General features: G+C 72.7%; 20 protein-coding genes. 4 read left to right on the forward strand and 16 right to left on the reverse strand.

Annotation, left to right across the window (positions count from 1 at the left end):
* Positions 1-213 precede the first annotated feature (213 nt).
* From OHS57_RS07735 to infC, 8 genes are all read right to left on the reverse strand, one after another.
* Positions 214-1,308 carry a PP2C family protein-serine/threonine phosphatase gene (locus OHS57_RS07735; protein ID WP_041991478.1) on the reverse strand — a complete coding sequence of 365 codons (1,095 nt, stop codon included), beginning with the start codon at positions 1,306-1,308 and terminating at the stop codon, positions 214-216.
* Positions 1,309-1,475: 167 nt separating this feature from the next.
* Positions 1,476-4,004: a phenylalanine--tRNA ligase subunit beta gene (pheT, locus tag OHS57_RS07740; protein WP_328581470.1), complete on the reverse strand. Its 2,529-nt coding sequence runs from the start codon at positions 4,002-4,004 to the stop codon at positions 1,476-1,478.
* Positions 4,004-5,131, reverse strand: coding sequence for a phenylalanine--tRNA ligase subunit alpha (pheS, locus tag OHS57_RS07745; RefSeq protein ID WP_041991474.1), 1,128 nt, complete (start codon positions 5,129-5,131; stop codon positions 4,004-4,006). The genes pheT and pheS overlap by 1 nt, the downstream gene beginning before the upstream one ends.
* A gap of 111 nt (positions 5,132-5,242) precedes the next feature.
* Positions 5,243-6,325, reverse strand: a complete 1,083-nt coding sequence (locus OHS57_RS07750) for a sensor histidine kinase (RefSeq protein ID WP_328581471.1) — start codon at positions 6,323-6,325, stop codon at positions 5,243-5,245.
* 146 nt (positions 6,326-6,471) lie between these two features.
* The gene (locus tag OHS57_RS07755) at positions 6,472-7,314 is read right to left on the reverse strand and encodes a TrmH family RNA methyltransferase (protein ID WP_328581472.1); all 843 of its coding nucleotides are present in this window, start codon (positions 7,312-7,314) and stop codon (positions 6,472-6,474) included.
* A gap of 175 nt (positions 7,315-7,489) precedes the next feature.
* Positions 7,490-7,876 (reverse strand): 50S ribosomal protein L20, encoded by a 387-nt coding sequence (gene rplT, locus OHS57_RS07760; RefSeq protein WP_041991468.1) that lies wholly within the window; start codon positions 7,874-7,876, stop codon positions 7,490-7,492.
* A 100-nt stretch (positions 7,877-7,976) separates the two neighbouring features.
* Positions 7,977-8,171, reverse strand: a complete 195-nt coding sequence (rpmI, locus tag OHS57_RS07765; protein ID WP_041991465.1) for a 50S ribosomal protein L35 — start codon at positions 8,169-8,171, stop codon at positions 7,977-7,979.
* A 128-nt stretch (positions 8,172-8,299) separates the two neighbouring features.
* Positions 8,300-8,983 carry a translation initiation factor IF-3 gene (gene infC, locus OHS57_RS07770; protein WP_078863721.1) on the reverse strand — a complete coding sequence of 228 codons (684 nt, stop codon included), beginning with the start codon at positions 8,981-8,983 and terminating at the stop codon, positions 8,300-8,302.
* Positions 8,984-9,333: 350 nt separating this feature from the next.
* On the opposite strand from infC, the gene OHS57_RS07775 reads away from it, so the two are divergent.
* A complete protein-coding gene (locus OHS57_RS07775) occupies positions 9,334-9,714 on the forward strand; it encodes a DUF1844 domain-containing protein (RefSeq protein WP_041991461.1) in 381 nt (126 codons plus the stop codon).
* A gap of 41 nt (positions 9,715-9,755) precedes the next feature.
* On the opposite strand, the gene OHS57_RS07780 is transcribed toward OHS57_RS07775, so the two are convergent.
* The 3 genes from OHS57_RS07780 to OHS57_RS07790 all read right to left on the reverse strand — a co-directional run bounded on the left by OHS57_RS07780 (position 9,756) and on the right by OHS57_RS07790 (position 12,821).
* The gene (locus OHS57_RS07780; protein WP_328581473.1) at positions 9,756-10,487 is read right to left on the reverse strand and encodes an SseB family protein; all 732 of its coding nucleotides are present in this window, start codon (positions 10,485-10,487) and stop codon (positions 9,756-9,758) included.
* A gap of 67 nt (positions 10,488-10,554) precedes the next feature.
* Positions 10,555-11,715 carry a type VII secretion-associated serine protease mycosin gene (mycP, locus tag OHS57_RS07785; RefSeq protein WP_328581474.1) on the reverse strand — a complete coding sequence of 387 codons (1,161 nt, stop codon included), beginning with the start codon at positions 11,713-11,715 and terminating at the stop codon, positions 10,555-10,557.
* Complete coding sequence (locus OHS57_RS07790; RefSeq protein WP_328581475.1) at positions 11,712-12,821, reverse strand: hypothetical protein; 1,110 nt, start codon at positions 12,819-12,821, stop codon at positions 11,712-11,714. The genes mycP and OHS57_RS07790 overlap by 4 nt, the downstream gene beginning before the upstream one ends.
* A 193-nt stretch (positions 12,822-13,014) precedes the next feature.
* On the opposite strand from OHS57_RS07790, the gene OHS57_RS07795 reads away from it, so the two are divergent.
* Positions 13,015-14,217: an amino acid deaminase/aldolase gene (locus OHS57_RS07795; RefSeq protein ID WP_041991457.1), complete on the forward strand. Its 1,203-nt coding sequence runs from the start codon at positions 13,015-13,017 to the stop codon at positions 14,215-14,217.
* A gap of 43 nt (positions 14,218-14,260) precedes the next feature.
* Here OHS57_RS07795 and OHS57_RS07800 read toward each other — a convergent pair whose 3' ends face one another.
* From OHS57_RS07800 to OHS57_RS07810, 3 genes are read right to left on the reverse strand one after another with little or no spacing between them, the layout of a single operon-like run.
* Entirely contained in the window at positions 14,261-15,052 is a 792-nt protein-coding gene (locus OHS57_RS07800; RefSeq protein WP_041991455.1) for a 3-oxoacyl-ACP reductase, read from the reverse strand.
* A gap of 6 nt (positions 15,053-15,058) precedes the next feature.
* Positions 15,059-16,429 (reverse strand): aldehyde dehydrogenase family protein, encoded by a 1,371-nt coding sequence (locus OHS57_RS07805; RefSeq protein ID WP_328581476.1) that lies wholly within the window; start codon positions 16,427-16,429, stop codon positions 15,059-15,061.
* 8 nt (positions 16,430-16,437) lie between these two features.
* A complete protein-coding gene (locus tag OHS57_RS07810; RefSeq protein WP_328581477.1) occupies positions 16,438-17,802 on the reverse strand; it encodes a glutamine synthetase family protein in 1,365 nt (454 codons plus the stop codon).
* Between the two features lie 97 nt (positions 17,803-17,899).
* On the opposite strand from OHS57_RS07810, the gene OHS57_RS07815 reads away from it, so the two are divergent.
* A complete protein-coding gene (locus OHS57_RS07815; RefSeq protein ID WP_328585019.1) occupies positions 17,900-18,616 on the forward strand; it encodes a FadR/GntR family transcriptional regulator in 717 nt (238 codons plus the stop codon).
* Between the two features lie 67 nt (positions 18,617-18,683).
* A complete protein-coding gene (locus OHS57_RS07820; RefSeq protein WP_328581478.1) occupies positions 18,684-19,376 on the forward strand; it encodes a gamma-glutamyl-gamma-aminobutyrate hydrolase family protein in 693 nt (230 codons plus the stop codon).
* Positions 19,377-19,382: 6 nt separating this feature from the next.
* Here OHS57_RS07820 and OHS57_RS07825 read toward each other — a convergent pair whose 3' ends face one another.
* A complete protein-coding gene (locus tag OHS57_RS07825) occupies positions 19,383-20,123 on the reverse strand; it encodes a helical backbone metal receptor (RefSeq protein ID WP_328581479.1) in 741 nt (246 codons plus the stop codon).
* A gap of 4 nt (positions 20,124-20,127) precedes the next feature.
* Entirely contained in the window at positions 20,128-20,679 is a 552-nt protein-coding gene (locus OHS57_RS07830; RefSeq protein ID WP_041996812.1) for a helix-turn-helix domain-containing protein, read from the reverse strand.
* Positions 20,680-20,859: the final 180 nt, after the last annotated feature.

The following is a 20,859-nucleotide window of genomic DNA, read 5'->3' on the forward strand; positions in this document are numbered from 1 at the left end:
CGTTCACACGGGGTGTGAACGTAACGCCCGGATCCGGACAGTGTGCGCTCTGCCGGTGCGGCGCGGGGGCGGGTTGACTGAATGCCGTCGGCCGGGCCGCCGGCTCCCCCTCGTACAGTGCGGCGGCCCGTGACCGCACCGTCCGTCCTGCCGACCTGCCCGACACTCCGCGGCAGGCGGACGGCGCAGTCGGCCGTGCAGCCAACTGGGCCACTACGGATGGGAGGGTGTCGGACGGGTGCGGCGCAGCTCCGGCTCAGCGGACTGCGCCGGTACCCGCGCGCGGTCGTTGCACAGGACCAGCAGGGCGATGTCGTCGGTGACCCGGCCCCCGGTGTGCCGCAGCAGGGCGGTGTGCACCCGCCGTACCAGCGCGGCCGGTGAGATCGGGTCCGTCCCCGCCGTGGCGGCCAGCTCGGCCTCCAGGGCGAAGAACCGTCCGGCGTGGTCACGGGCGTCCGTCGCGCCGTCCGTGTGCAGGAACAGCGCCTCGCCCGGCAGCAGCCGGCCACAGCTCTGTACGGGGACGTCGGCGGGCAGCGGAAAAGCGCCGAGCGGCGGCAGCGGCTCGTCGGAGGCGAGCGGTGTCACCTCACCGCCGATCCTGCGGGGCCACGGATGACCGCAGTTGACGGCCAGCACCTCGGCGTCGGCGGTGATCTCCAGCAGCAGGACCGTCACGAACTCCTCGACGGCGGGGCACAGCGGCCCCTCGGCCGCCGGATACTCCTGCCCGGCCCGTCTGCGCACCTGGCGCTGGTGCGCCCGCTCCAGTCTGCGCAGCACCCCGTCGAGTCCCGGCTCGTCGTACGCCGCCTCCCGGAAGCAGCCGAGGACGGCGGCGACCGCCCCGACGGCGGGCAGTCCGTGGCCCCGTACGTCCCCGATCACCACCCGCACGCCGTACGGGGTGACCAGCACCTCGTACAGATCGCCGCCGATGTCGGCGCCCCGGGTCGCGGAGAGCTGGGCTGCGGCGAGGGTAAGACCGTCGAGCCGTGGTGGCAGGGGTCTGAGCAGTACGTCCTGTGCGGCCCGCGCGATGGCGCGTAACTGCCGCAGCTCGCGCACCGGGCCGTGCCGCACCCCGGCGACGACGCACACGGCGGGGAGCAGGCAGGCCGCGCAGGCCGCGAAGCGCTGGGCCATCCCGCCGTGGTCCTCCTCGGCCGGCGGGCCCAGCAGCTCCCAGCCGATCACCGAGGCGAGCCACAGGCCGGGGACGAGATAGACGAGGGCGCGCCACAGGGACGACGGTCCGGCGGGGGATTTCTCCGCCGGTCTGGCTGCTGTCCTGGTACGGATCATGGCCCGCCCTTCGGCTGAGTGGCCGGATCGATTGTGTCGATCACCGGGCCCGCTCCGGACCCTCCACCAGGAGTTCTCACTCGAACGAGTGAGGAGCGGATCCCTGGCTTGCGGATCCGCTCCTCAGTGCTCAACCACAGCCCGGTCGGGCTGTCGGGCCCGGTCCCTCAGGCGCCGCGCAGTACGGCGCCCGTGCGCTCGGCCGCCAGCGCGACCGCCGCGTCACGCGCGGCCGATGCCTCGTCGACGGTCAGCGTGCGGTCGGCCGCCCGGAACCGCAGGGCGTAGGCGAGGGACTTGCTGTCCGCACCGAGCTGCTCGCCGGTGAACACGTCGAACAGCCGGATGCCCTCAAGCAGCGGTCCCGCGCCCTCGCGCAGCGCCAGCTCCACGTCGGCGGCCGGCACGTCACGCGCGACGACCAGCGCCACGTCCTGGGTCGCCACCGGGAAGGTGGAGATCCTGGGCGCCCGCAACGGCCCGGCGCCGGCCCGCTCCAGCAGGTCGAGGTCGACCTCGGCGGCGCTGGTGCGCTCCGGCAGGCCGAGCGCCTTCACGACGCGCGGGTGCAGTTCACCCGCGTGACCGACCAGCGTCCGCGTGCCGTCCACCGTCGCGAACAGCGCGGCGCACCGGCCCGGGTGCCAGGGTTCGTGCTGATCCGCGCGTACGGCCAGCTCGGCGCCCGCCTCGCGGGCGATCGTGCGGGCCGCCTCGACGGCGTCCGCCCAGCCGGCCGGGCGGCCCTTGCCCCACCAGCCCGCCTGCTCGCGCGCACCGGCCAGCACGACGGCCGCACGGCGCGGCTGGCGCGGCAGCGCCGCGTCGAGCGCGGCGATCTGCTCGTCGGTCGGCCGCCGGTCGACAGGCAGCCGGACCGGCACCGTCTCGTCGCCGGTCGGCCGGAACACCGGACCTGTCTCGAACAGCGCCAGGTCGTGCGAGCCACGGCCGTCGTTGCGGCGCAGCGCCCCGAGGAGTCCGGGCAGCAGCGTCGTGCGCAGCGCTGGCTCCTCGTCGGAGAGCGGGTTGACCAGCTTGACCGTACGGCGGCGCGCGTCGTCGGCCGGCAGTCCGAGCTGGTCGAGTACGGCGTCGCCGATGAACGGGTAACTCAGCGCCTCGACATAGCCGGCGCCCGCGAGGGCGCGGCCGACGCGGCGGTGCAGCCGCTGCCGCTCGGTGAGGCCGCGGCCCGCCGGCGGGGTGGGCAGCGTGGAGGGCAGGTTCTCGTACCCCTCCAGCCGGATGACCTCTTCGGCGAGGTCGTTGGGAGCGTCGAGGTCGGGCCGCCAGGACGGCACGGTCACGACGAGTTCGTCCTGCCCGTAGACGTCGCAGCCGATCTCCTGGAGCCGCCGTACGACGGTCTCCCTGCCGTATGTGACACCCGCGACGCGGTCGGGGTGACCGGCCGGCATGCTGATCGTGTGCGGCGCCGACGGTGCGATGACCTCGGTGACACCGGCCTCGGCCGAGCCGCCGCCGAGCAGCACCAGCAGATCGACGGTCCGCTGCGCCGCGGCGGCGGTCGCCTGCGGGTCGGAGCCGCGCTCGAAGCGCTTGGACGCCTCGGAGGACAGCTTGTGCCTGCGGGCGGTACGGGCGATGGAGATCGCGTCGAAGTGCGCCGCCTCGATGACGACGTCGGTCGTGCCGTGCGCCTCACCGCTGTCGCCGTCGGTGCCGCCGTCGGCGATCTCCGTGTGGGCGCCGCCCATCACCCCGGCGAGCCCGATGGGGCCCCGGTCGTCGGTGATGACCAGGTCCTGCGGGTCGAGCGCCCGCTCGGTGTCGTCGAGGGTGGTGATCCGCTCGCCGGGCTGCGCGCGGCGCACCCCGATCGGCCCTTCGAGCCGGGAGCGGTCGTAGGCGTGCAGCGGCTGGCCGATCTCCAGCATCACGTAGTTGGTGATGTCGACGGCGAGCGAGATGGGCCGCATCCCGGCCTTCTGCAGCCTGCGCCGCATCCAGATCGGGGACTGCGCCTCGGGGCTGAGCCCGGTGACCGTGCGGAGCGTGAGCCGGTCGCAGCCCATCGGGTCGGAGACCTTCGCCGGGTAGCCGGACGCGCTGGGCGCCGGTACGTCGATGAGCGCCGGGTCGCGCAGCGGCAGCCCGTACGCGATGGCGGTCTCGCGGGCGATGCCGCGCAGCGAGAGGCAGTAGCCGCGGTCGGGCGTGACGGCGATGTCGAGGACCTCGTCCACCAGCTCCAGGAGCGCGATGGCGTCGGAGCCGACCTCGTGCTCGGGCGACAGCACGATGATGCCGTGCGTGCCGTCGTCGCCCATGTCCAGCTCGTCGCTGGAGCAGATCATGCCGTGCGACGTCCTGCCGTACGTCTTGCGCGCCGAGATGGCGAAGTCGCCGGGCAGCACGGCGCCCGGCAGGACCACGACGACCTTGTCGCCGACGGCGAAGTTACGGGCGCCGCAGACGATCTCCTGCGGCTCGCCCGTGCCGTTGGCGGTGCCGACGTCGACGGTGCAGAACCTGATGGGCTTCTTGAAGCCCTCCAGCTCCTCGATGGTGAGCACCTTGCCGACGACGAGCGGGCCCTTGAGTCCGGCGCCGAGCTGCTCGACCGCCTCGACCTCGAGCCCTGCGGAGACGAGCCGCGTCTGTACGTCACGGCCGGTCTCCGTCGCCGGCAGGTCGACGTACTCCCGCAGCCAGGAAAGCGGGACGCGCATCAGATCTCCATCCCGAACGGCCGGGTGAACCGGACGTCACCCTCGACCATGTCTCGCATGTCTTCGACGTTGTGGCGGAACATCAGCATCCGTTCGATGCCGAACCCGAAGGCGAATCCGCTGTACTTCTTGGGGTCGACACCGCAGGCGACGAGCACCTTGGGGTTGACCATGCCGCAGCCGCCCAGCTCGATCCAGCCCTCGCTGCCGCAGGTGCGGCAGGGCCGGTCGGGGTTGCCGACGGAGTCGCCGTGGCAGACGTAGCAGACCATGTCCATCTCGGCGGACGGCTCGGTGAACGGGAAGTAGTTCGGCCGCAGCCGGGTCGTCACCTCGGGCCCGAAGAGCGCCTGGACCATGTGGTCGAGGGTGCCCTTGAGGTCGGCCATGGTCAGGCCCTCGTCGACGGCCAGCAGCTCGATCTGGTGGAAGACCGGGGTGTGCGTGGCGTCCAGCTCGTCCGTGCGGTAGACCCGCCCGGGGCAGACGACGTAGACCGGCGGCTCCCGGTCGAGCAGGGTGCGCGCCTGGACGGGTGAGGTGTGCGTGCGCAGCACGACCCCCGACTCGTCGCCCTCGGTGCCCGCGGGGCCCTGGACGAAGAACGTGTCCTGCATCTGCCGGGCCGGGTGGTCGGGGACGAAGTTGAGCGCGTCGAAGTTGAACCACTCCGCCTCGACCTCGGGCCCTTCGGCGACCTCGTAGCCCATGGCGACGAAGACGTCGGCGACGCGCTCCATGAAGGTGGTGAGCGGATGCCGGGCGCCTGCCGGTACCCGGTCGTAGGGCAGTGTGACGTCCACCGCCTCCTCGACCAGGACCCGGGCGTCGCGCTCGGCCTCCAGCTCGCTCTGCCGGGCGGCGAGCGCCTTGCTGACGGCGCCGCGCGCCTGGCCGACCCGCTTGCCGGCCTCGGCCTTGGCCTGGGGCGGCAGCGCGCCGATCTCCCGGTTGGCGAGTGCGAGCGGTGAGGTGCCCGAGGTGTGCGCGGTCTTCGCGTGACCGAGCGCTTCGAGATCGCCCGCTGCGGCGAAGGCGGCGAGCGCCTCGTCCCGCATCCGGTCGATCTCTTGCGGTTTCAGTGCCTCGACCTCGACTGGGTCGTACGACTTGTTGGGTGCCGACATCTCTTCCCGTGCTTCCGGTTGGCTGGCGAAACGACCCTGCTCGCAGAGGACGCGAAAGCGCCAAAGGTCGAGTCTAAAGGTCGTACGGAGTGACGAAGCCCGTGGGCGTGCTCAGGTCAGATAGGCCGGAGCGCCGACGGGCAGGATAAATCGGAACTCGGCGCCGCCGCCGGGGCCGCGTCCCACGGTGATCGTCCCGCCGTGCGCCTCGACGATCCCCTTGACGATGTACAGGCCGAGGCCCGTGCCGCCGCGTTTGCTGCCGCGCCAGAAGCGGGTGAAGACGCGGCTCATCGACTCCTCGGGGATGCCGGGGCCTTCGTCGCACACCGTGACAGCCGTTCCCATCTCCGTAGTGGTCGTGCTTTCCGCCGGGTCGGCGGTCGGGTCGAGGGGCGCGGGGCCCACCTCGATGGTGACGGTTCCCTCGCCGTGGCGCACCGCGTTTTCCAGCAGGTTGCCGAGGATCTGGTCGATCTTGTCGGGATCGGCCCACAGATCGGGCAGCGGCTGCCGCATCCGGACGAGGAACCGGTCCGGCGCCTGGCCCGACGCGGTGTGCGCCTGTACGTGGCGGCCGACGGCCGCGGCCATGTCGACCGGCTGGCGGCGCACCTCAAGCCGGCCGGAGTCGATCCGGGAGATGTCGAGCAGTTCGGCGATCAGCCGGGTCACCCGGTTGGCGTCGGCGTCGACGGTCTCCAGCATCAGCCGCTTCTGGTCGTCGGTGAACCGCTCCCACTTGGCGAGCAGCGTCGCGGTGAAGCCTTTCACCGAGGTCAGCGGTGAGCGCAGCTCGTGCGCGACGGTGGCGATCAGCTCGGCATGGCTCAGTTCGGTACGCCGTCGCGCCTCGGTGCCGCGGATGCAGACGACGAGCCTGCGGACGGGTCCCGTGGGGTGCGTACGGACGTAGCGGACCGAGACGAGGACCTCACGGCCGCCGGGCAGCAGCAGGTTGCATTCGGGCTGGCCCGACCGGATGGCGAGCCCGCCGTACGGATCGGTCAGCGTCCACCAGCGGCGGCCCTTCAGGTCCTCCAGCGGCAGCGCCCGCTCCAGCGGGCGGCCGATCGCCTCGGCGCACGGTAAGGCGGTGATACGGGCCGCTGCCGCGTTGAAGCTGATCACCTTGCCTGTCTCGTCGGCGACGACAAGGCCGTCGGGGAGATCGTCGGGGTCGATGGCCGGCACGTCGTATCCCCTTCCGGATCAGCGGATCGGGCATCTGTCGGACTGCTGTGGAGCTGCTGTGGGGCTTGTCCCGGACCGCGGTCGGGCAGCGGTCGGGCTGTGGTTGGGCTTCTTCGAAGGCGCAACAGTACTAGGCGCCGTCCGGCCTAGGGAGCTGTCTTGCGCTGGGCACGGGCGGAGGCGTAAAGACATACGGCGGCGGCGGTCGCGAGGTTCAGACTCTCGGCCCTTCCGTGGATCGGGACGCGCACCACGGCGTCGGCGAGCGCGCGCGTCTCGTCCGGCAGCCCCCACGCCTCGTTGCCGAACACCCACGCGGTCGGGGCGCCCATCCGTCCCGCGTCCAGCTCGTCGTCCAGATCGCTGTGACCCGCACCGTCGGCGGCCAGGATGCGGGCGCCCGCATCCCGCAGCCCCTGGACGGCGTCCTCGACGGGAACGCCGACAGCCACCGGCAGGTGGAAGAGCGAACCGGCCGACGCCCGCACCGACTTGGGGTTGTAGAGGTCGACGGACGCGTCGGTCAGGACGACGGCGTCGGCTCCCGCCGCGTCCGCGCAGCGCAGCACCGTACCGGCGTTGCCCGGGTCGCGTACGTGCGCGAGAACGGCCACGAGCCGGGGCCTGGCCCGTACGACGTCCTCGAACGGGGTGTCGAGGAAGCGGCAGACCCCGAGCAGGCCCTGCGGGCTGACCGTCTGGGACAGGTCGTCCAGCACGGCGTCGGCCGCGAGGTGCACCCGGGCGCCGGTGTCCCGGGCCGCCCGGACGATCTCGGCGTACCGCTCGGCGGCCTCGGCCGTCGCGAACAGCTCCACGAGCGTGGACTCGCCGCCGGCCGGGCGGTGGGCGACCGCCTCCCGCACGGCCTGCGGCCCCTCGGCGATGAACCGGCGCTCCTTGCCGCGGAAGGCCCGCTTGGCGAGCCTGCGGGCCGCCGTGACGCGCGCTGAGCGCGGGGAGATCAGCTCGGGGGTGGGGGTGCCCATGATGCGGCGGCTCTCACTTCTGGCGGGGCGGACGTTCGACGGGGTGACGGCTGCCGGGTGACGGCTGCGGGGTGACGGCTGCGGGGTGACGGCTACCGGACGGGCCGGGGAACGCACCGGACCCGCAGGCTCTCCGCCTGCGGGTCCGGTGGCTGTGCTGGGTGCGCGAGCGCGGTCAGGCCGCGGCCTTGGGCGCGTTGACGTCGCTCGGAAGCGCCTTCTGGGCGACCTCGACGAGCGCGGCGAACGCGTTCGTGTCGTTGACGGCCAGCTCGGCGAGGATCTTGCGGTCCACCTCGACGTTGGCGGCCTTCAGACCCTGGATGAAGCGGTTGTAGGTGATGCCGTTGGCGCGGGCAGCGGCGTTGATGCGCTGGATCCACAGCTGACGGAAGTCGCCCTTGCGCTTCTTGCGGTCGTTGTAGTTGTAGACGAGGGAGTGGGTGACCTGCTCCTTCGCCTTCCGGTACAGACGTGAGCGCTGGCCGCGGTAACCGCTGGCTGCCTCAAGGATTGCCCGGCGCTTCTTGTGGGCGTTGACTGCGCGCTTGACGCGTGCCACTTGTTAACTCCTAGTAGCTGGGTCACGGTGGGACGTGACCCGAGAACGGCATGGCCCCCGCAGGTCGGCGGGTGTGCCCTGTACTGGCCTAGGGCACGCCCTAGATGCCGAGAAGCTTCTTCGCCTTGGCGGCGTCTCCCGGGGCGAGCTCGACGGTGCCGGCGAGGCGGCGCGTCAGGGTCGAGGGCTTGTGCTCCAGGTAGTGGCGGCGGCCGGCGCGCTGGCGCAGGATCTTGCCGGAGCCGGTGACGCGGAAACGCTTCTTTGCACCGCTGTGGGTCTTGTTCTTCGGCATGACGCCGTTCTCTCCTCGTCATTGGCGCCCCCTGCCGGTCCGGACGGGCCGGCAGGCACGAGACGCCTTCTCAATGGTGATGGGGATGTCCGGACCGCGGTCCAGGGCGCCTGGTTGGCGCCCACGGATCACGCTTCGGAAGGTGCCTCGGCCTGGGCTTCGGCGCGAGCTTCGGCGGCGTCCGGGGACTCGTCGACATGCTCGTCGGGCGCGTAGCCCTGGCGTTCGGCCTTGCGGGCGGCCTGCGCCTCGCGTGCCTCGGCCATGGCCTCGGTCTTCTTCTTGTGCGGGCCGAGAACCATGATCATGTTTCGGCCGTCCTGCTTCGGGTTCGACTCGATGAACCCGAGGTCCTCGACGTCCGAAGCGAGCCGCTGCAGCAGTCGGAAGCCGAGTTCCGGCCTGGACTGCTCGCGACCACGGAACATGATCGTGATCTTGACCTTGTCACCCTGCTTGAGGAACCGGACGACGTGACCCTTCTTGGTGTCATAGTCGTGCGGGTCGATCTTCGGCCGGAGCTTCATCTCCTTGATGACCGTGTGCGCCTGGTTCTTGCGCGCCTCACGGGCCTTCATGGCCGACTCGTACTTGAACTTCCCGTAGTCCATGAGCTTGCACACGGGCGGACGGGCTGTCGCCGCGACCTCGACCAGGTCCAGGTCGTACTCCTGTGCAAGTTCCAGGGCCTTGGCAAGCGGCACGATGCCGACCTGCTCGCCACTGGGACCGACCAGTCGCACCTCGGGAACGCGAATCCGGTCGTTGATGCGGGGCTCGGCGCTGATGGATCCTCCTCGGTAGCACCACACGACTGCCTGGCAGACAGCCGCGTAACGTCTGTTTCGTCAGACCAACCGTGGCGGGACAACAAAAATGCCCCGGACGGGACACAGGCGGAAGCTCCGTGAATACCGGAACACCGCCGCGTCTACCGCGGGGCGTATCGGGCGGCTCCATCGTCCGTACGGAACGATGGGCGCCACCTGACCGGTGACCCGCCGCCCGGTAAAGGCGGTCAGGTGGGAGATCGGAGCCTCCACTTGTGGGCCGGACATACAGATGTCCAGCCGGTCGTCACTCCAGGTTAGCACCTCTCCCCCGCGGGAGCTAACCGGCGGCACGGGATGCTGTTCGAGCGATACGCCCTAGGGTGTGGGGCATGAGCGACGCTACCTCTCCCCAGGACTCCTCGGAGCCCACGGCATCCCCCGACTTCGACGCCATGACCCGCGACATCGCGGAGGTGCCCGCCGTCGAGGTGATCGTCACCGTCGCGGTCAATCTGATGAGCGCCGCCGCGGTGAAGCTCGGGCTCACCGAGGAGGGTGAGGAACACAAGGACCTGGACGAGGCGCGCAAGCTGATCATGGCGCTGGCCGGGCTGATGGACGCGAGCACGACGGAGATCAGCTCGTTCCACGCGGCGCCGCTGCGGGACGGTCTGAAGTCGCTCCAGCTGGCGTTCCGCGAGGCGTCGGTCGTACCGGACGAGATCGGCCAGGGCCCCGGCGAGAAGTACACCGGGCCGGTCTACGGCTGAGCCGGCTGACGGCTGACGGCTGACGGCTGAGCGTCGGTTCTTTACGGCCGTACGTACAGGGGCTCGCCCGGTGGCGCCGCTTCCGGCGGCAGCAGGGCCAGATCCAGGCCGCGCACCAGCCGGGCCCTGAGTACCTCGTCGGCGGCCAGTGCCTCGGCGATCCTGCGGGCCGCTTCGGCGGGCGGCGCCGCGTCGTCCAGTACGAGCGCGAGGGTGCCGTCCGCGCTGCCGGGGCCGAGATGCGCGCGCCGCACGGCGGGCTCGGCGGCCACGGCCGACCGTACGGCCGCGGTGACGGCCGGGTCGGCCAGCGGGTCGGTGCTGACGCGGCCCTCGGCGAGCGCGCGCAGCGCGGCGCCGGTGAGCTGGTAGGTGACGGGGCCCGCCAGGTCGAGTACGAGCGTGTCCGCCCGCTCGTGCGCCGCCGCCTCCAGGGCCTGCCGCAGCGGTACGGCGACGGGCCTGGCCGCCGGGTCCCAGCGGGCCAGCGACGCGGTCGAGGTGAAGGCGGGCAGGGCGCGCCGGTCGCCCGCGCGGAGCGTGGGGACCGCCATGTCGCTGGTCTTCTCGCGGCGCAGCCCGTTCTCGTCCTCCTCGCTCTCGCCGAGTACGGCGACGACGGGGACCAGCAGCCGGGCGCCGCTGAGCGCCGCGAGCACCTGCGGCTCGGCCGACCTGTCGGCGGCCCACGCGGCGAGCGCGGTGCTGAGCGCGGCGTCGGCCGTGCCGTCGTCGGCGGAGAATCCGGGGTCGGGGATGTTCTTGAGGGCCACGGGGTGAGCGTATCGGGGCGGGTCGCCGCCCCACGGCGGCGGGACGGGCCGGCAGCCGGGGCCTGGGTCAGCGGCCGAGGGAGTGGCGCCTGCCGCGCCACAGCACCACCGCGGCCGCCAGGAACAGTCCGCCGAGGCCGCCGGCGACCGGAGCCAGCCAGCTGGACGGTTCGGACTTCTCGCGCGGGGCGTCCGGGCCCGCGCCGAAATACCGCCGGGCGTAACCGGCCGTCCTGTCGCGCACGACCGGCTGCGCCGCGGCGTCCAGCGCCGCCGCCGGGTCGACCAGGCCGTACCCGCGCGCGTCGTCGCGACCGCCCTTGGGTGACTCGCGCGCGGTGTCGGCGAGGAGCCGCTTGATCTGCGCGGGGGTGAGGCCGGGGTGCGCGGAGCGGAGCAGCGCGACGGTGCCGGAGACGAAAGCGGCGGCGGGGCTGGTGCCCCAGCCTTCGTAGTACTTGCGGTCGGGGTCGGCGAGGACGACGTCGACGCCGGGGGCGCTGACCGTGGCGTACCAGCGGCGGGTGGAGAAGGCCGCGTGTGTGCCGTACCGGTCGACGGCCGTCACGGCGATCACGCCGGGGTAGGCGGCGGGGTACGAGATGTGGTTGCCCTTCTCGCCGCCGTTGCCGGCGGAGGCGACGACGACGGTGCCCTTGGCGAGCGCGTACTGGACTGCGTCGTCCTCGCCCCTCTCCGGGTGCGCCGAGGCGCTGTCGTCGCCGAGGGAGAGGTTGATGACGTCGGCGCCGTGGTCGGCGGCCCAGCGGATGCCGTCGGCGAGGGCGCCGCCCTTGGAGTCGCGGGCCCGGTCCCGTGCCGGGTCGGAGCCTTCGAGGATGACCCGGACGGGCAGGATCTTGGCCTGCGGCGCGATGCCGAGTACCCCTTCTTCGTTGCCCGGCCCGTGGCCGTGTCCGGCGATGATGCCGGCCATGCCGGTGCCGTGCCGGGCCCAGGAGCGGTCGCCGCGCTCGGCGCCGAAGCCGATGAAGTCCTTGCCGGGGAGCACCTGTCCTTCGAGGTCGGGGTGGCTGCCGTCGACCCCCGTGTCGAGGACGGCGACGGTGACGCCGTGGCCCTGCGCGGTGCGCCAGGCGGCTTCCGTGTGCAGCTCTTCGAGACCCCACTGCTGGTCGCGGAGTGAGTCGGCGTGCGCGGGCGCCGCCGGTACGAGGAGGGCGAAGGACGTGGCGGCGAGGGCGGCGGCGAGCCGGCTGCGCCTCACTCGTCCGTCCCCGGGCTCGCCTCGACCGTCTTGCGCAGCCCGCGCTCGACGCGGTCGGCGATGCCCTTGGCCTCCTGGCCGAGGCCCGCCTGGGCGACGTCCGAGGTGGCGCGGGCCGCCATGGCCTTGTCGACGGGGAGCGGGCGCGCGACCTGGCGTCCGTCGGCGAAGCCGGAGACGGCGAAGACGACGACGGGCGCGTCGGTGAGGACGCGCACCGTCCAACTGCCGCGCTGCCGGTCGCCGAAGGCCGAGGCGGTGGTGCCGGCGGCGGCGAAGGGGCGCGGCATCAGATCGGCCCGCTCGGCGAGACGCTCCTTGTCGAACCGGGCCCGCAGGTCCTGCGCCGCGGGTGCGTCGGCCGCCGTGAAGACCAGCCCGACGGTGGTGACGCTGCTGGCGGTCGCGTCGGCGTAGGTGGCGCGCAGGACGCGCTCGCAGCCGACGGGGTTGAGCGTGCTGACCAGCAGGGGGTCGAGTGCGTTCGCGCAGGGGCTGTCGGGGGCGACGGCGATCCGGGTCCAGGTGCGGTCGGCGCCGCCGGGCCCCGCCCCTGTGCCCTTGAGCGTGCGGGGGAAGAGCGTGTCGACGGGGGTGCTGTGCCACAGGGCGCGCGCCGCGCTGAAGCTGGAGCGTGCGGCGGGTTCGGCGGCCGAGTCGCCGGTCAGCCAGCTGCCGGTGACGGCGCCGCCGATCAGACCGAGGCCGAGGACGACACAGGCCACGGCGGCGACGGTCCTGACGGGCCGTCGCGCGGGCACCGGACGCAGCCGGGTGGTCAGTTCGGCCGGGGTCTCGGGCGGTACGGCCCAGGGGGCGCGGGAGAAGGGCGAGCCGTGCCGGGCGGCGGCGCCGGGCGTGTGGTCCGGTGCCGGGGGCGGCGGCGGGACGCGCAGCTGGGTGGTGGTCTCGGCCGAAGTCGGGGCCGCGGGCGGGGCGGTGGGGGGCGGTGGCGGTGTGGCGGGCCGTGGCGGCGCCGGCGGTTTGGGCGGCAGCAGCGCGTCCGTGATGCGGGAGCGGGGCTGGGGCACGCCGGGCGGCGGCTGGACCTCGGGAGGCTCCGTGGGCCGGGGCGGTATGGAGGAGCGCCGCGCGTCGGTGCTCATCTGCCCCCCTGTGCAGTTCGGTCCGCTGTTCGGCCCGCGCCGATCCGCCTTGCCGGGCAGGCCCGTTCGAACGCCGCGTGTGCGTCACTCTACGGGCTGGACCACCCCCGGAGGGAACGGGTGGACCGGCCGGTGGTGATCTGCCCAATAGATCCCCCTACCGTCGGGTAATCCTGTCTGGCAAGCTCGGTCCATGACTCCCCGCGCCACTGACAGGGCCCGCTACGACCGGGCCACCGCTCATCTCGACGCCCCGTTCGCGATCGTCGATCTCGACGCCTTCGACGCGAACGCGGACGATCTCGTCCGGCGGGCGGCGGGCAAGCCGATCCGGGTGGCCAGCAAGTCCGTTCGCTCCCGTGCGCTGCTGGAACGGGTGCTGGCCAGGGACGGTTTCGCCGGGATCATGTCGTTCACGCTGGCGGAGTCGCTGTGGCTGGCGCGCGCCGGTTTCGACGACGTACTGCTGGCGTACCCGTCGGCGGACCGCTCCGCGTACGCGGAGCTGGCGGCCGACCCCAAGCTGGCCGCCGCCGTGACGGTGATGGTCGACGATCCGGCGCAGCTGGATCTGATCGATCTGGCGCGTGCGGGCGGTCAGGAGGAGATCCGGGTCTGTCTGGAACTCGACACGTCGCTGCGGATGTTCGGCGGCCGGGTACGGATCGGCGCGCTGCGCTCGCCGCTGCGCGAGCCGGCACAACTGGTCGAGCTGGCGCGGTCGGTGGCGCGCAGGCCGGGCTTCCGGCTGGTGGGTCTGATGGCGTACGAGGGCCATATCGCGGGCGTCGGCGACGCGATCGCCGACCGGCCGCTGCGCTCGCGGGCGATCAGGCTGATGCAGGCGACGGCCCGCAGGGAACTGGCGGACCGGCGCGGCGCCGTCGTACGCGCGGTCCGCGCGGTGGCCCCGGAGCTGGAGTTCGTCAACGGCGGCGGCACGGGCAGCGTCCAGCACACGGCCGCCGAGGAGGCGGTGACGGAGATCGCGGCGGGTTCTGGCCTCTACGTACCGCGCCTGTTCGACAACTACACGTCGTTCACCGGCCGCCCGGCAGCGCTCTTCGCCCTGCCGGTGGTCCGCAGGCCGGGCGTCGGCGTGGTGACGGTCCTCGGCGGCGGCTACCCGGCCTCGGGCGCGGCAGGCCCCGACCGGCTGCCCGAACCGTATCTCCCTGAAGGCCTGCGCTACGACGCGCAGGAGGGCCCGGGCGAGGTCCAGACCCCCCTGCTCGGCTCACCGGCGGACGACCTCCTGATCGGCGACAAGGTCTGGTTCCGGCACGCGAAGGCGGGCGAACTGTGCGAACGGTTCGACACCCTGCACCTGCTGGAGGGCGACCACCTGACCGCCGAGACCCCGACCTACCGGGGCGAGGGCAAGACGTTCCTCTGACGCGGTCCCGTGGCCACGCGGCCGCCCTCCCCGGCGGCCGCGGCTACACCGGGGTGACGTAGGCGCCCGCGATGCCGCCGTCGACCAGGAAGTCCGTGGCGTTGACGAAGGACGCGTCGTCGCTGGCGAGGAAGGCCACGGCGGCGGCGATCTCGGTGGCCTCCGCGAAGCGGCCCACCGGGATGTGGACCAGGCGGCGGGCCGCGCGTTCCGGGTCCTTGGCGAAGAGTTCCTGGAGCAGCGGGGTGTTGACGGGGCCCGGGCACAGGGCGTTGACCCTGATGCCTTCGCGGGCGAACTGGACGCCCAGTTCCCTGGACATGGCGAGCACGCCGCCCTTGGAGGCGGTGTACGAGATCTGCGAGGTCGCCGCGCCCAGTCTGGCCACGAACGACGCGGTGTTGATGATGGAGCCCCTGCCCTGGCGCTGCATGTACGGAATCGCGGCCTTGCAGCAGAGGTAGACGGAGGTGAGGTTGACCTCCTGGACCCGGCGCCAGGCCGCGAGGCCGGTGGTGAGGATCGAGTCGTCGTCGGGCGGGGAGATGCCCGCGTTGTTGAAGGCGACGTCGACGCTGCCGTAGGTGTCGTACGCCGTCCTGAACAGCGCTTCGACCTGTTCGGGGTCGGTGACGTCGACCCGGACGAAGGTGCCGCCGACCTCGTCGGCCGTGGTGCGGCCCGTGGTCTCGTCGATGTCGCCGCAGACGACATGGGCGCCTTCGGAGGCGAGCCTGCGGGCGGTGGCGAGGCCGATGCCGCTGCCGGCTCCGGTGATGACGGCGGTGCGGCCGACCAGTCGGCGGCAGACGGCGTCCGTGGTGGCTTCGGTCATGGGTGCTCAGGCCTCCGTGCTGATGAAGACGTTCTTGGTTTCGGTGAAGGCGGTCAGTGCGTCGGGGCCGAGTTCGCGGCCGAGCCCGGACTGTTTGAAGCCGCCGAAGGGGGTGCTGTAGCGCACGCTGCTGTGCGAGTTGACGGACAGGTTCCCGGCGGCGACCCCGCGTGAGACGCGCAGGGCGCGGCCCACGTCGCGGGTCCAGATGGAGCCCGCGAGGCCGTGGTCGGTGGCGTTGGCGAGCCGGACCGCGTCCTGTTCGCCGTCGAAGGGCAGGACGACGGCGACCGGGCCGAAGACCTCCTGGACGGCGGCCGGTGAGTCGGCGGGGGCTTGGGTGAGGACGGTCGGCGGGAACCAGAAGCCGGGCCCCACGGGTGCGCTGCCGCGCAGCGCGGGCGCGCCGTCGGGGATGTAGGACCGTACGCGCTCCAGCTGGACGGCCGAGATCAGCGGGCCCATCTGGGTCGCCTCGTCGGCGGGGTCGCCGACGACGACGGCGCTGAGCGCCGGGGCGAGCAGGTCGAGGAAGCGGTCGTACACCTCGCGCTGGACGAGGATGCGGGTGCGGGCGCAGCAGTCCTGTCCCGCGTTGTCGAGGAAGGACATCGGCGCGGTGGCCGCCGCCTGTTCGAGGTCGGCGTCGGCGAAGACGATGTTGGGGCTCTTGCCGCCGAGTTCGAGGGTGACGCGCTTCACCCGCTCCGCGCACTTCGCCATGATCTGCCTGCCGACGCGGGTGGACCCGGTGAACACGATCTTGGCGACGCCGGGGTGTTCGACGAGGGCGTTGCCCGCGATGTCCCCGGCGCCGGGCAGGACTTGCAGCAGATGCTCGGGAAGGCCTGCCTCCAGGGCCAGTTCGGCGAGGCGCAGCGCGGTGAGGGGGGTGGTCTCGGCGGGCTTGAGGATGACGGCGTTGCCTGCCGCGAGCGCGGGCGCCGCGCCCCAGCCGGCGATCGGCATGGGGAAGTTCCAGGGGACGATCACCCCGATCACCCCGAGGGGTTCGAGGAACGTGACGTCGATGCCCCCGGCCACCGGGATCTGCCGGCCGGTCAGCCGCTCGACCCCGCCCGCCGCGTAGTCGAGCAGATCGCGGACATTGCCCGCCTCCCAGCGGGCGTTGCCGATGGTGTGGCCGGCTTCGCGCACCTCCAGCCGGGCCAGTTCCTCGGTGTGCGTGTCGACGAGGGCGGCGAAGCGGCGCAGCAGCCGTGCCCGGTCGGCGGGGGCGGCGGCTGCCCAGCCGCGCTGCGCGGCGGCGGCGCGGGTGACGGCCGCGTCCACCTGTGCGGGGGTGGTGGCGGGGACGGTGGTGATCGTCTCGCCGGTCGCTGGGTTGAGGATGTGGTGCTCGGTCGCAGGGCTCATCTCGGGCCTCACAGGCGTTCGAAGGAGCGGCGCAGCTCCCAGTCGGTGACGGCGGCGTCGAAGGCTTCCACCTCGACGCGCGCCATGTTGCTGTAGTGCGCGACGACCTCGTCGCCGAAGGCCGTCCGCGCGATCGGGCTGTTCTCCCACAGCTCGGCCGCTTCGCGCAGGGTGGTGGGGACGTGTGCGTAGTCGCCCTTGTAGGCGTTGCCCGTGCACTCGTCGGGGAGTTCCAGCCGGTTCTCGATGCCGTGGATCCCGGCGGCGACGAGTCCGGCGACGGCGAGGTACGGGTTGACGTCGCCGCCGGGCAGCCGGTTCTCGAAGCGCAGGGACCGGCCGTGGCCGACGACCCGCAGCGCGCAGGTGCGGTTGTCGTAGCCCCAGGCGACGGCGGTGGGCGCGAAGGAGCCCGGCTGGAACCGCTTGTAGGAGTTGATGTTGGGCGCGTAGAGCAGCGCGAAGTCGCGCAGCGCGGCGAGCTGTCCGGCGAGGAAGTGGCGCATGACGGGCGACATGCCGCCGGGGCCTTCCCCGGCCATGACGCTCACGCCGTCGTCGTCCTGGAGCGAGAGATGGATGTGGCAGGAGTTGCCCTCGCGCTCGTTGTACTTGGCCATGAAGGTGAGGGAGACGCCTTCCTGGACGGCGATCTCCTTGGCCCCCGTCTTGTAGACGGCGTGCTGGTCGCAGGTGACCAGCGCCTCGTCGTACTTGAACGCGATCTCGTGCTGTCCGGGGTTGCACTCCCCCTTGGCGGACTCGACGGTCAGTCCGGCGCCCGCCATCTCGTTGCGGATGCGGCGCAGCAGCGGCTCGATCCGGCCGGTGCCGAGGATCGAGTAGTCGATGTTGTACTGGTTGGCCGGGGTCAGCTCGCGGTAGCCGCTGTTCCACGCCTGCTCGAAGGTGTCCTTGAAGACGATGAATTCGAGTTCGGTCCCGGCGTGCGCGCTGTAGCCGTGCGCGGCGAGCCGCTCCAGCTGGCGGCGCAGGATCTGCCGGGGCGCGGCGACGACCGGTGAGCCGTCGTTCCAGGCGAGGTCGGCGACGAGGAAGGCGGTGCCCTCGTGCCAGGGCAGCCGGCGCAGCGTGCTGAGGTCGGGGCGCATGGCGAAGTCGCCGTAGCCGCGGTCCCAGGACGACATCGCGTAGCCGTCGACGGTGTTCATCTCCGTGTCGACAGCGAGCAGGTAGTTGCAGCCCTCGGTGCCGTGTTCCAGGACGTCGTCGAGGAAGAACGGCGCCGCGAACCGCTTGCCCTGGAGCCGGCCCTGCATGTCGGGGAAGGCCAGGACGACCGTGTCGATCTCGCCGCTCGCCACGAGGGCGCGCAGCTCCTCGACGGCCAGCGGTGCTGTGCGGTCTGCCACGGGACTGCTCCTCACGTCGGTCAGCGACCCATAAGGTATGCGGGGAGACCATTGATTGGGAAGGGGAAACGGCGCCGTGGCGGACAACACCGAACCGATGGACGCACTGACCCCTGTACTGCGGCCCGTGCGCGCGGGGAACGGGTTCGAGGAAGCACTCGAACAGATCCTCCAGGTCGTCAGGCTCGGCCTGGTGGCGGCGGGCGGGCGGCTGCCGGCCGAGCGGGAGCTGGCCGACCGGCTGCGGATCAGCCGGGTCACCCTGCGCGAGGTGCTCAAGGTCCTGCACGAGCAGGGGCTGGTGGAGAGCAGGCGCGGCAGGTACGGCGGTACGTTCGTGAGGCGGCGCCCCGACGCGCGGGCGGGCGGGGCCGAGGAGGAGCTGCGCCGGCGGGTGGCGGGCGTCGACATCGAGGACGTGCTGCGCTTCCGCGAGGTGCTGGAGACCGGCGCCGCCGGGCTGTGCGCGGCGCACGGCCTCGACGGGGCGCGGGCCGACCGGCTGCGGGCTGCGCTCGCCGCCACCAGGGATGCGCCGCTGGCGGACTATCGCAGGCTGGACACGCTGCTGCATCTGACGCTGGCCGAGCTGTCCGGGTCGGCGACACTGACCGCGCAGTACGCGGCCGTCCGGGCGACCGTGAACGACCTGCTGGACTGCATCCCGCTGCTGGTGCGCAATCTGGAGCATTCACAGCGGCAGCACACCGCGCTGGTGGACGCCGTGCTCGCGGGGGAAGCGGAAGCGGCCCGGGAGACGATGCGCGAGCACTGCGACGGTACGGCGGCGCTGCTGCGGGGCTTCCTCGCTTGAGCGACGTCCCCACCGTCTGGAATGGTATGGGAACGTACTTTTGGCACGCCCCCCGGAGGATCCCGTCGTGAAGCCGCTCATCGGTGTCAGCACCTATCTGGAGGAGTCCGCGAGCTGGGGCACCTGGACCCTGCCTGCGGCGCTGCTGCCGGTCGGCTATCCCCGGCTCGTCCAGCGGGCCGGCGGGCTCGCCGCGATGCTGCCGCCCGACGACCCGGCAGCGGCGGCAGCCGTGGTGGCGCGGCTCGACGGTCTGGTGATCGCCGGCGGTCCCGACGTCGAGCCCGTACGGTACGGCGCCGAGCCGCACCCCCGTACCGGCCCGCCCGCCCGCGAGCGGGACGCCTGGGAACTGGCGCTGATCGAGGCGGCGCTGGCCTCGGGCACCCCGCTGCTGGGCATCTGCCGGGGGATGCAGCTGCTGAACGTCGCTTGCGGCGGCACGCTCGTCCAGCACATCGAAGGTCATGTCTCCCCCGTCGTCGGCCGGTTCGGCGAGCATCCCGTGACGCCGCTGCCCGGCACCCGCTACGCGACCCTGGTGGCCGGGGAGTTCAGCGTCCCCACCCAGCACCACCAGTCGGTCGACCAGCTCGGTGACGGGCTCACCGTCTCAGCCGTCGCAGCCGACGGCACGGTCGAGGCCGTCGAACTGCCCGAGCCTCAGTGGGCGTTGGGGGTCCAGTGGCACCCGGAGATGGCGGCGGACACCCGGGTCATGCGGGCACTGGTCGAAGCGGCGGGCGCCCGCCGCGTATGAGTCCGATCAGCGGGCGTCGCTCAGTGCGGCCCGCAGCGCCGCCGGTGCCCGCACCAGCGACGGTCCGTACCAGGTGAGCATCCGCCCGTCGACGAGCGCGGCGGGCAGCCCGGGAAACGCCTCCGGCCCGTCATCGGCGGTGAAGCGGTACGGCTCGTCGGGCAGCACCACCAGATCGGCGCCGGCGGACCGCAGCTCGTCCACGGGGATGCGCGGATAGCGCTCGGCGTGCGCGCCGTACACATTGTCGACGCCGAGCCTGGCCAGCAGATCACCGGCGAACGTGTCGCTGCCGACGACCATCCAGGGCCGCCGCCAGATCGGTACGAACGCGCTGCGCCGGGCGGCGGGGGCCGCGGGCCGCTCCCAGGCGGTACGGGCGTCGTCCAGCCAGCGCGGCGCGGCGGGCAGGCCGCAGCCGGCCAGCAGGACCCGCTCCAGCTCGGCGAACGCCTGGTCGAGGCCGCGCACCTCGGTGACCAGTACGTCGAGCCCGGCGGCGGCCAGTGCGGCGAGGTCGGGGGCGCGGTTCTCCTCCTCGTTGGCGATGACGAGATCGGGGCGCAGCGCGACGATCGCCGCGACATCGGGGTTCTTGGTGCCGCCGATCCGTACGACGTCGAGTCCGGCGGGCCGTACGCACCAGTCCGTGGCGCCCACCAGCAGCCCCGGCGCGCTGACCGCGACCGCCTCGGTCAGCGAGGGGACGAGCGAGACGACCCGCGCGGGGCCTGTCCGGCCGGTCACGGCGTCAGTTCCTGCGGTCGACCGTCGCGTCGATGTGCTCGGCGACGGCGACGATCACGATGCGGGTGCCGGGCTCGGTGGTGCGCCAACGGTGCGTCACACCGCCGCTGAGATAGAGCGTGTCGCCGCGCTCCAGCCGGTACGCCCGGCCTTCGGCCTCGACCTCGGCCGCGCCGTCGGCGATGTACATCACTTCGTCGTTGCGGTGCTGGTACTCACGCCCGGTGTCCAGCTCGCCGGTGAACTCCTGGGCGTCCAGCTGGTGTCCGCCGCGCACCACCCGGCGCGCACCCGGCACGACGGGGGCGGCAGACCGTACGACATCGACGGTGCGCGCCGAGTCGGCCGCCGCGTGCAGCCGGGCGGGGGTGGTCTCCAGCGCCTCGGCGACCCGGTCGAGCGAGCGGGTGCTGGGCCGGGCGCGTTCGTTCTCGATCTGGCTCAGGAACGGCACGGACAGTCCGCTGCGCTCCGCGACCGCTGCGAGCGTCAGCCCCAGGGACCTGCGCCGTCTGCGGACGGCGGCGCCCACCCTGAGCGCTTCCTTGTCGTCCATGTTGGCTCCCTCCCGCCGGATCGCCATCTTCGCAGAGTTGACGGCGGTACAAGAGCCGTCCGGCCGCACCCACCGCCTGGCGACCGGCCCACGACTCGGCCACCGGCGCCGGCCACAACCCCGAAAGGGTGGGTACCGCCATCGGCGACACCCACCCCATCGAAGGTACTCCGGCCCGGT

This window comes from Streptomyces sp. NBC_00370 (assembly GCF_036084755.1).
Lineage (GTDB): Bacteria > Actinomycetota > Actinomycetes > Streptomycetales > Streptomycetaceae > Streptomyces.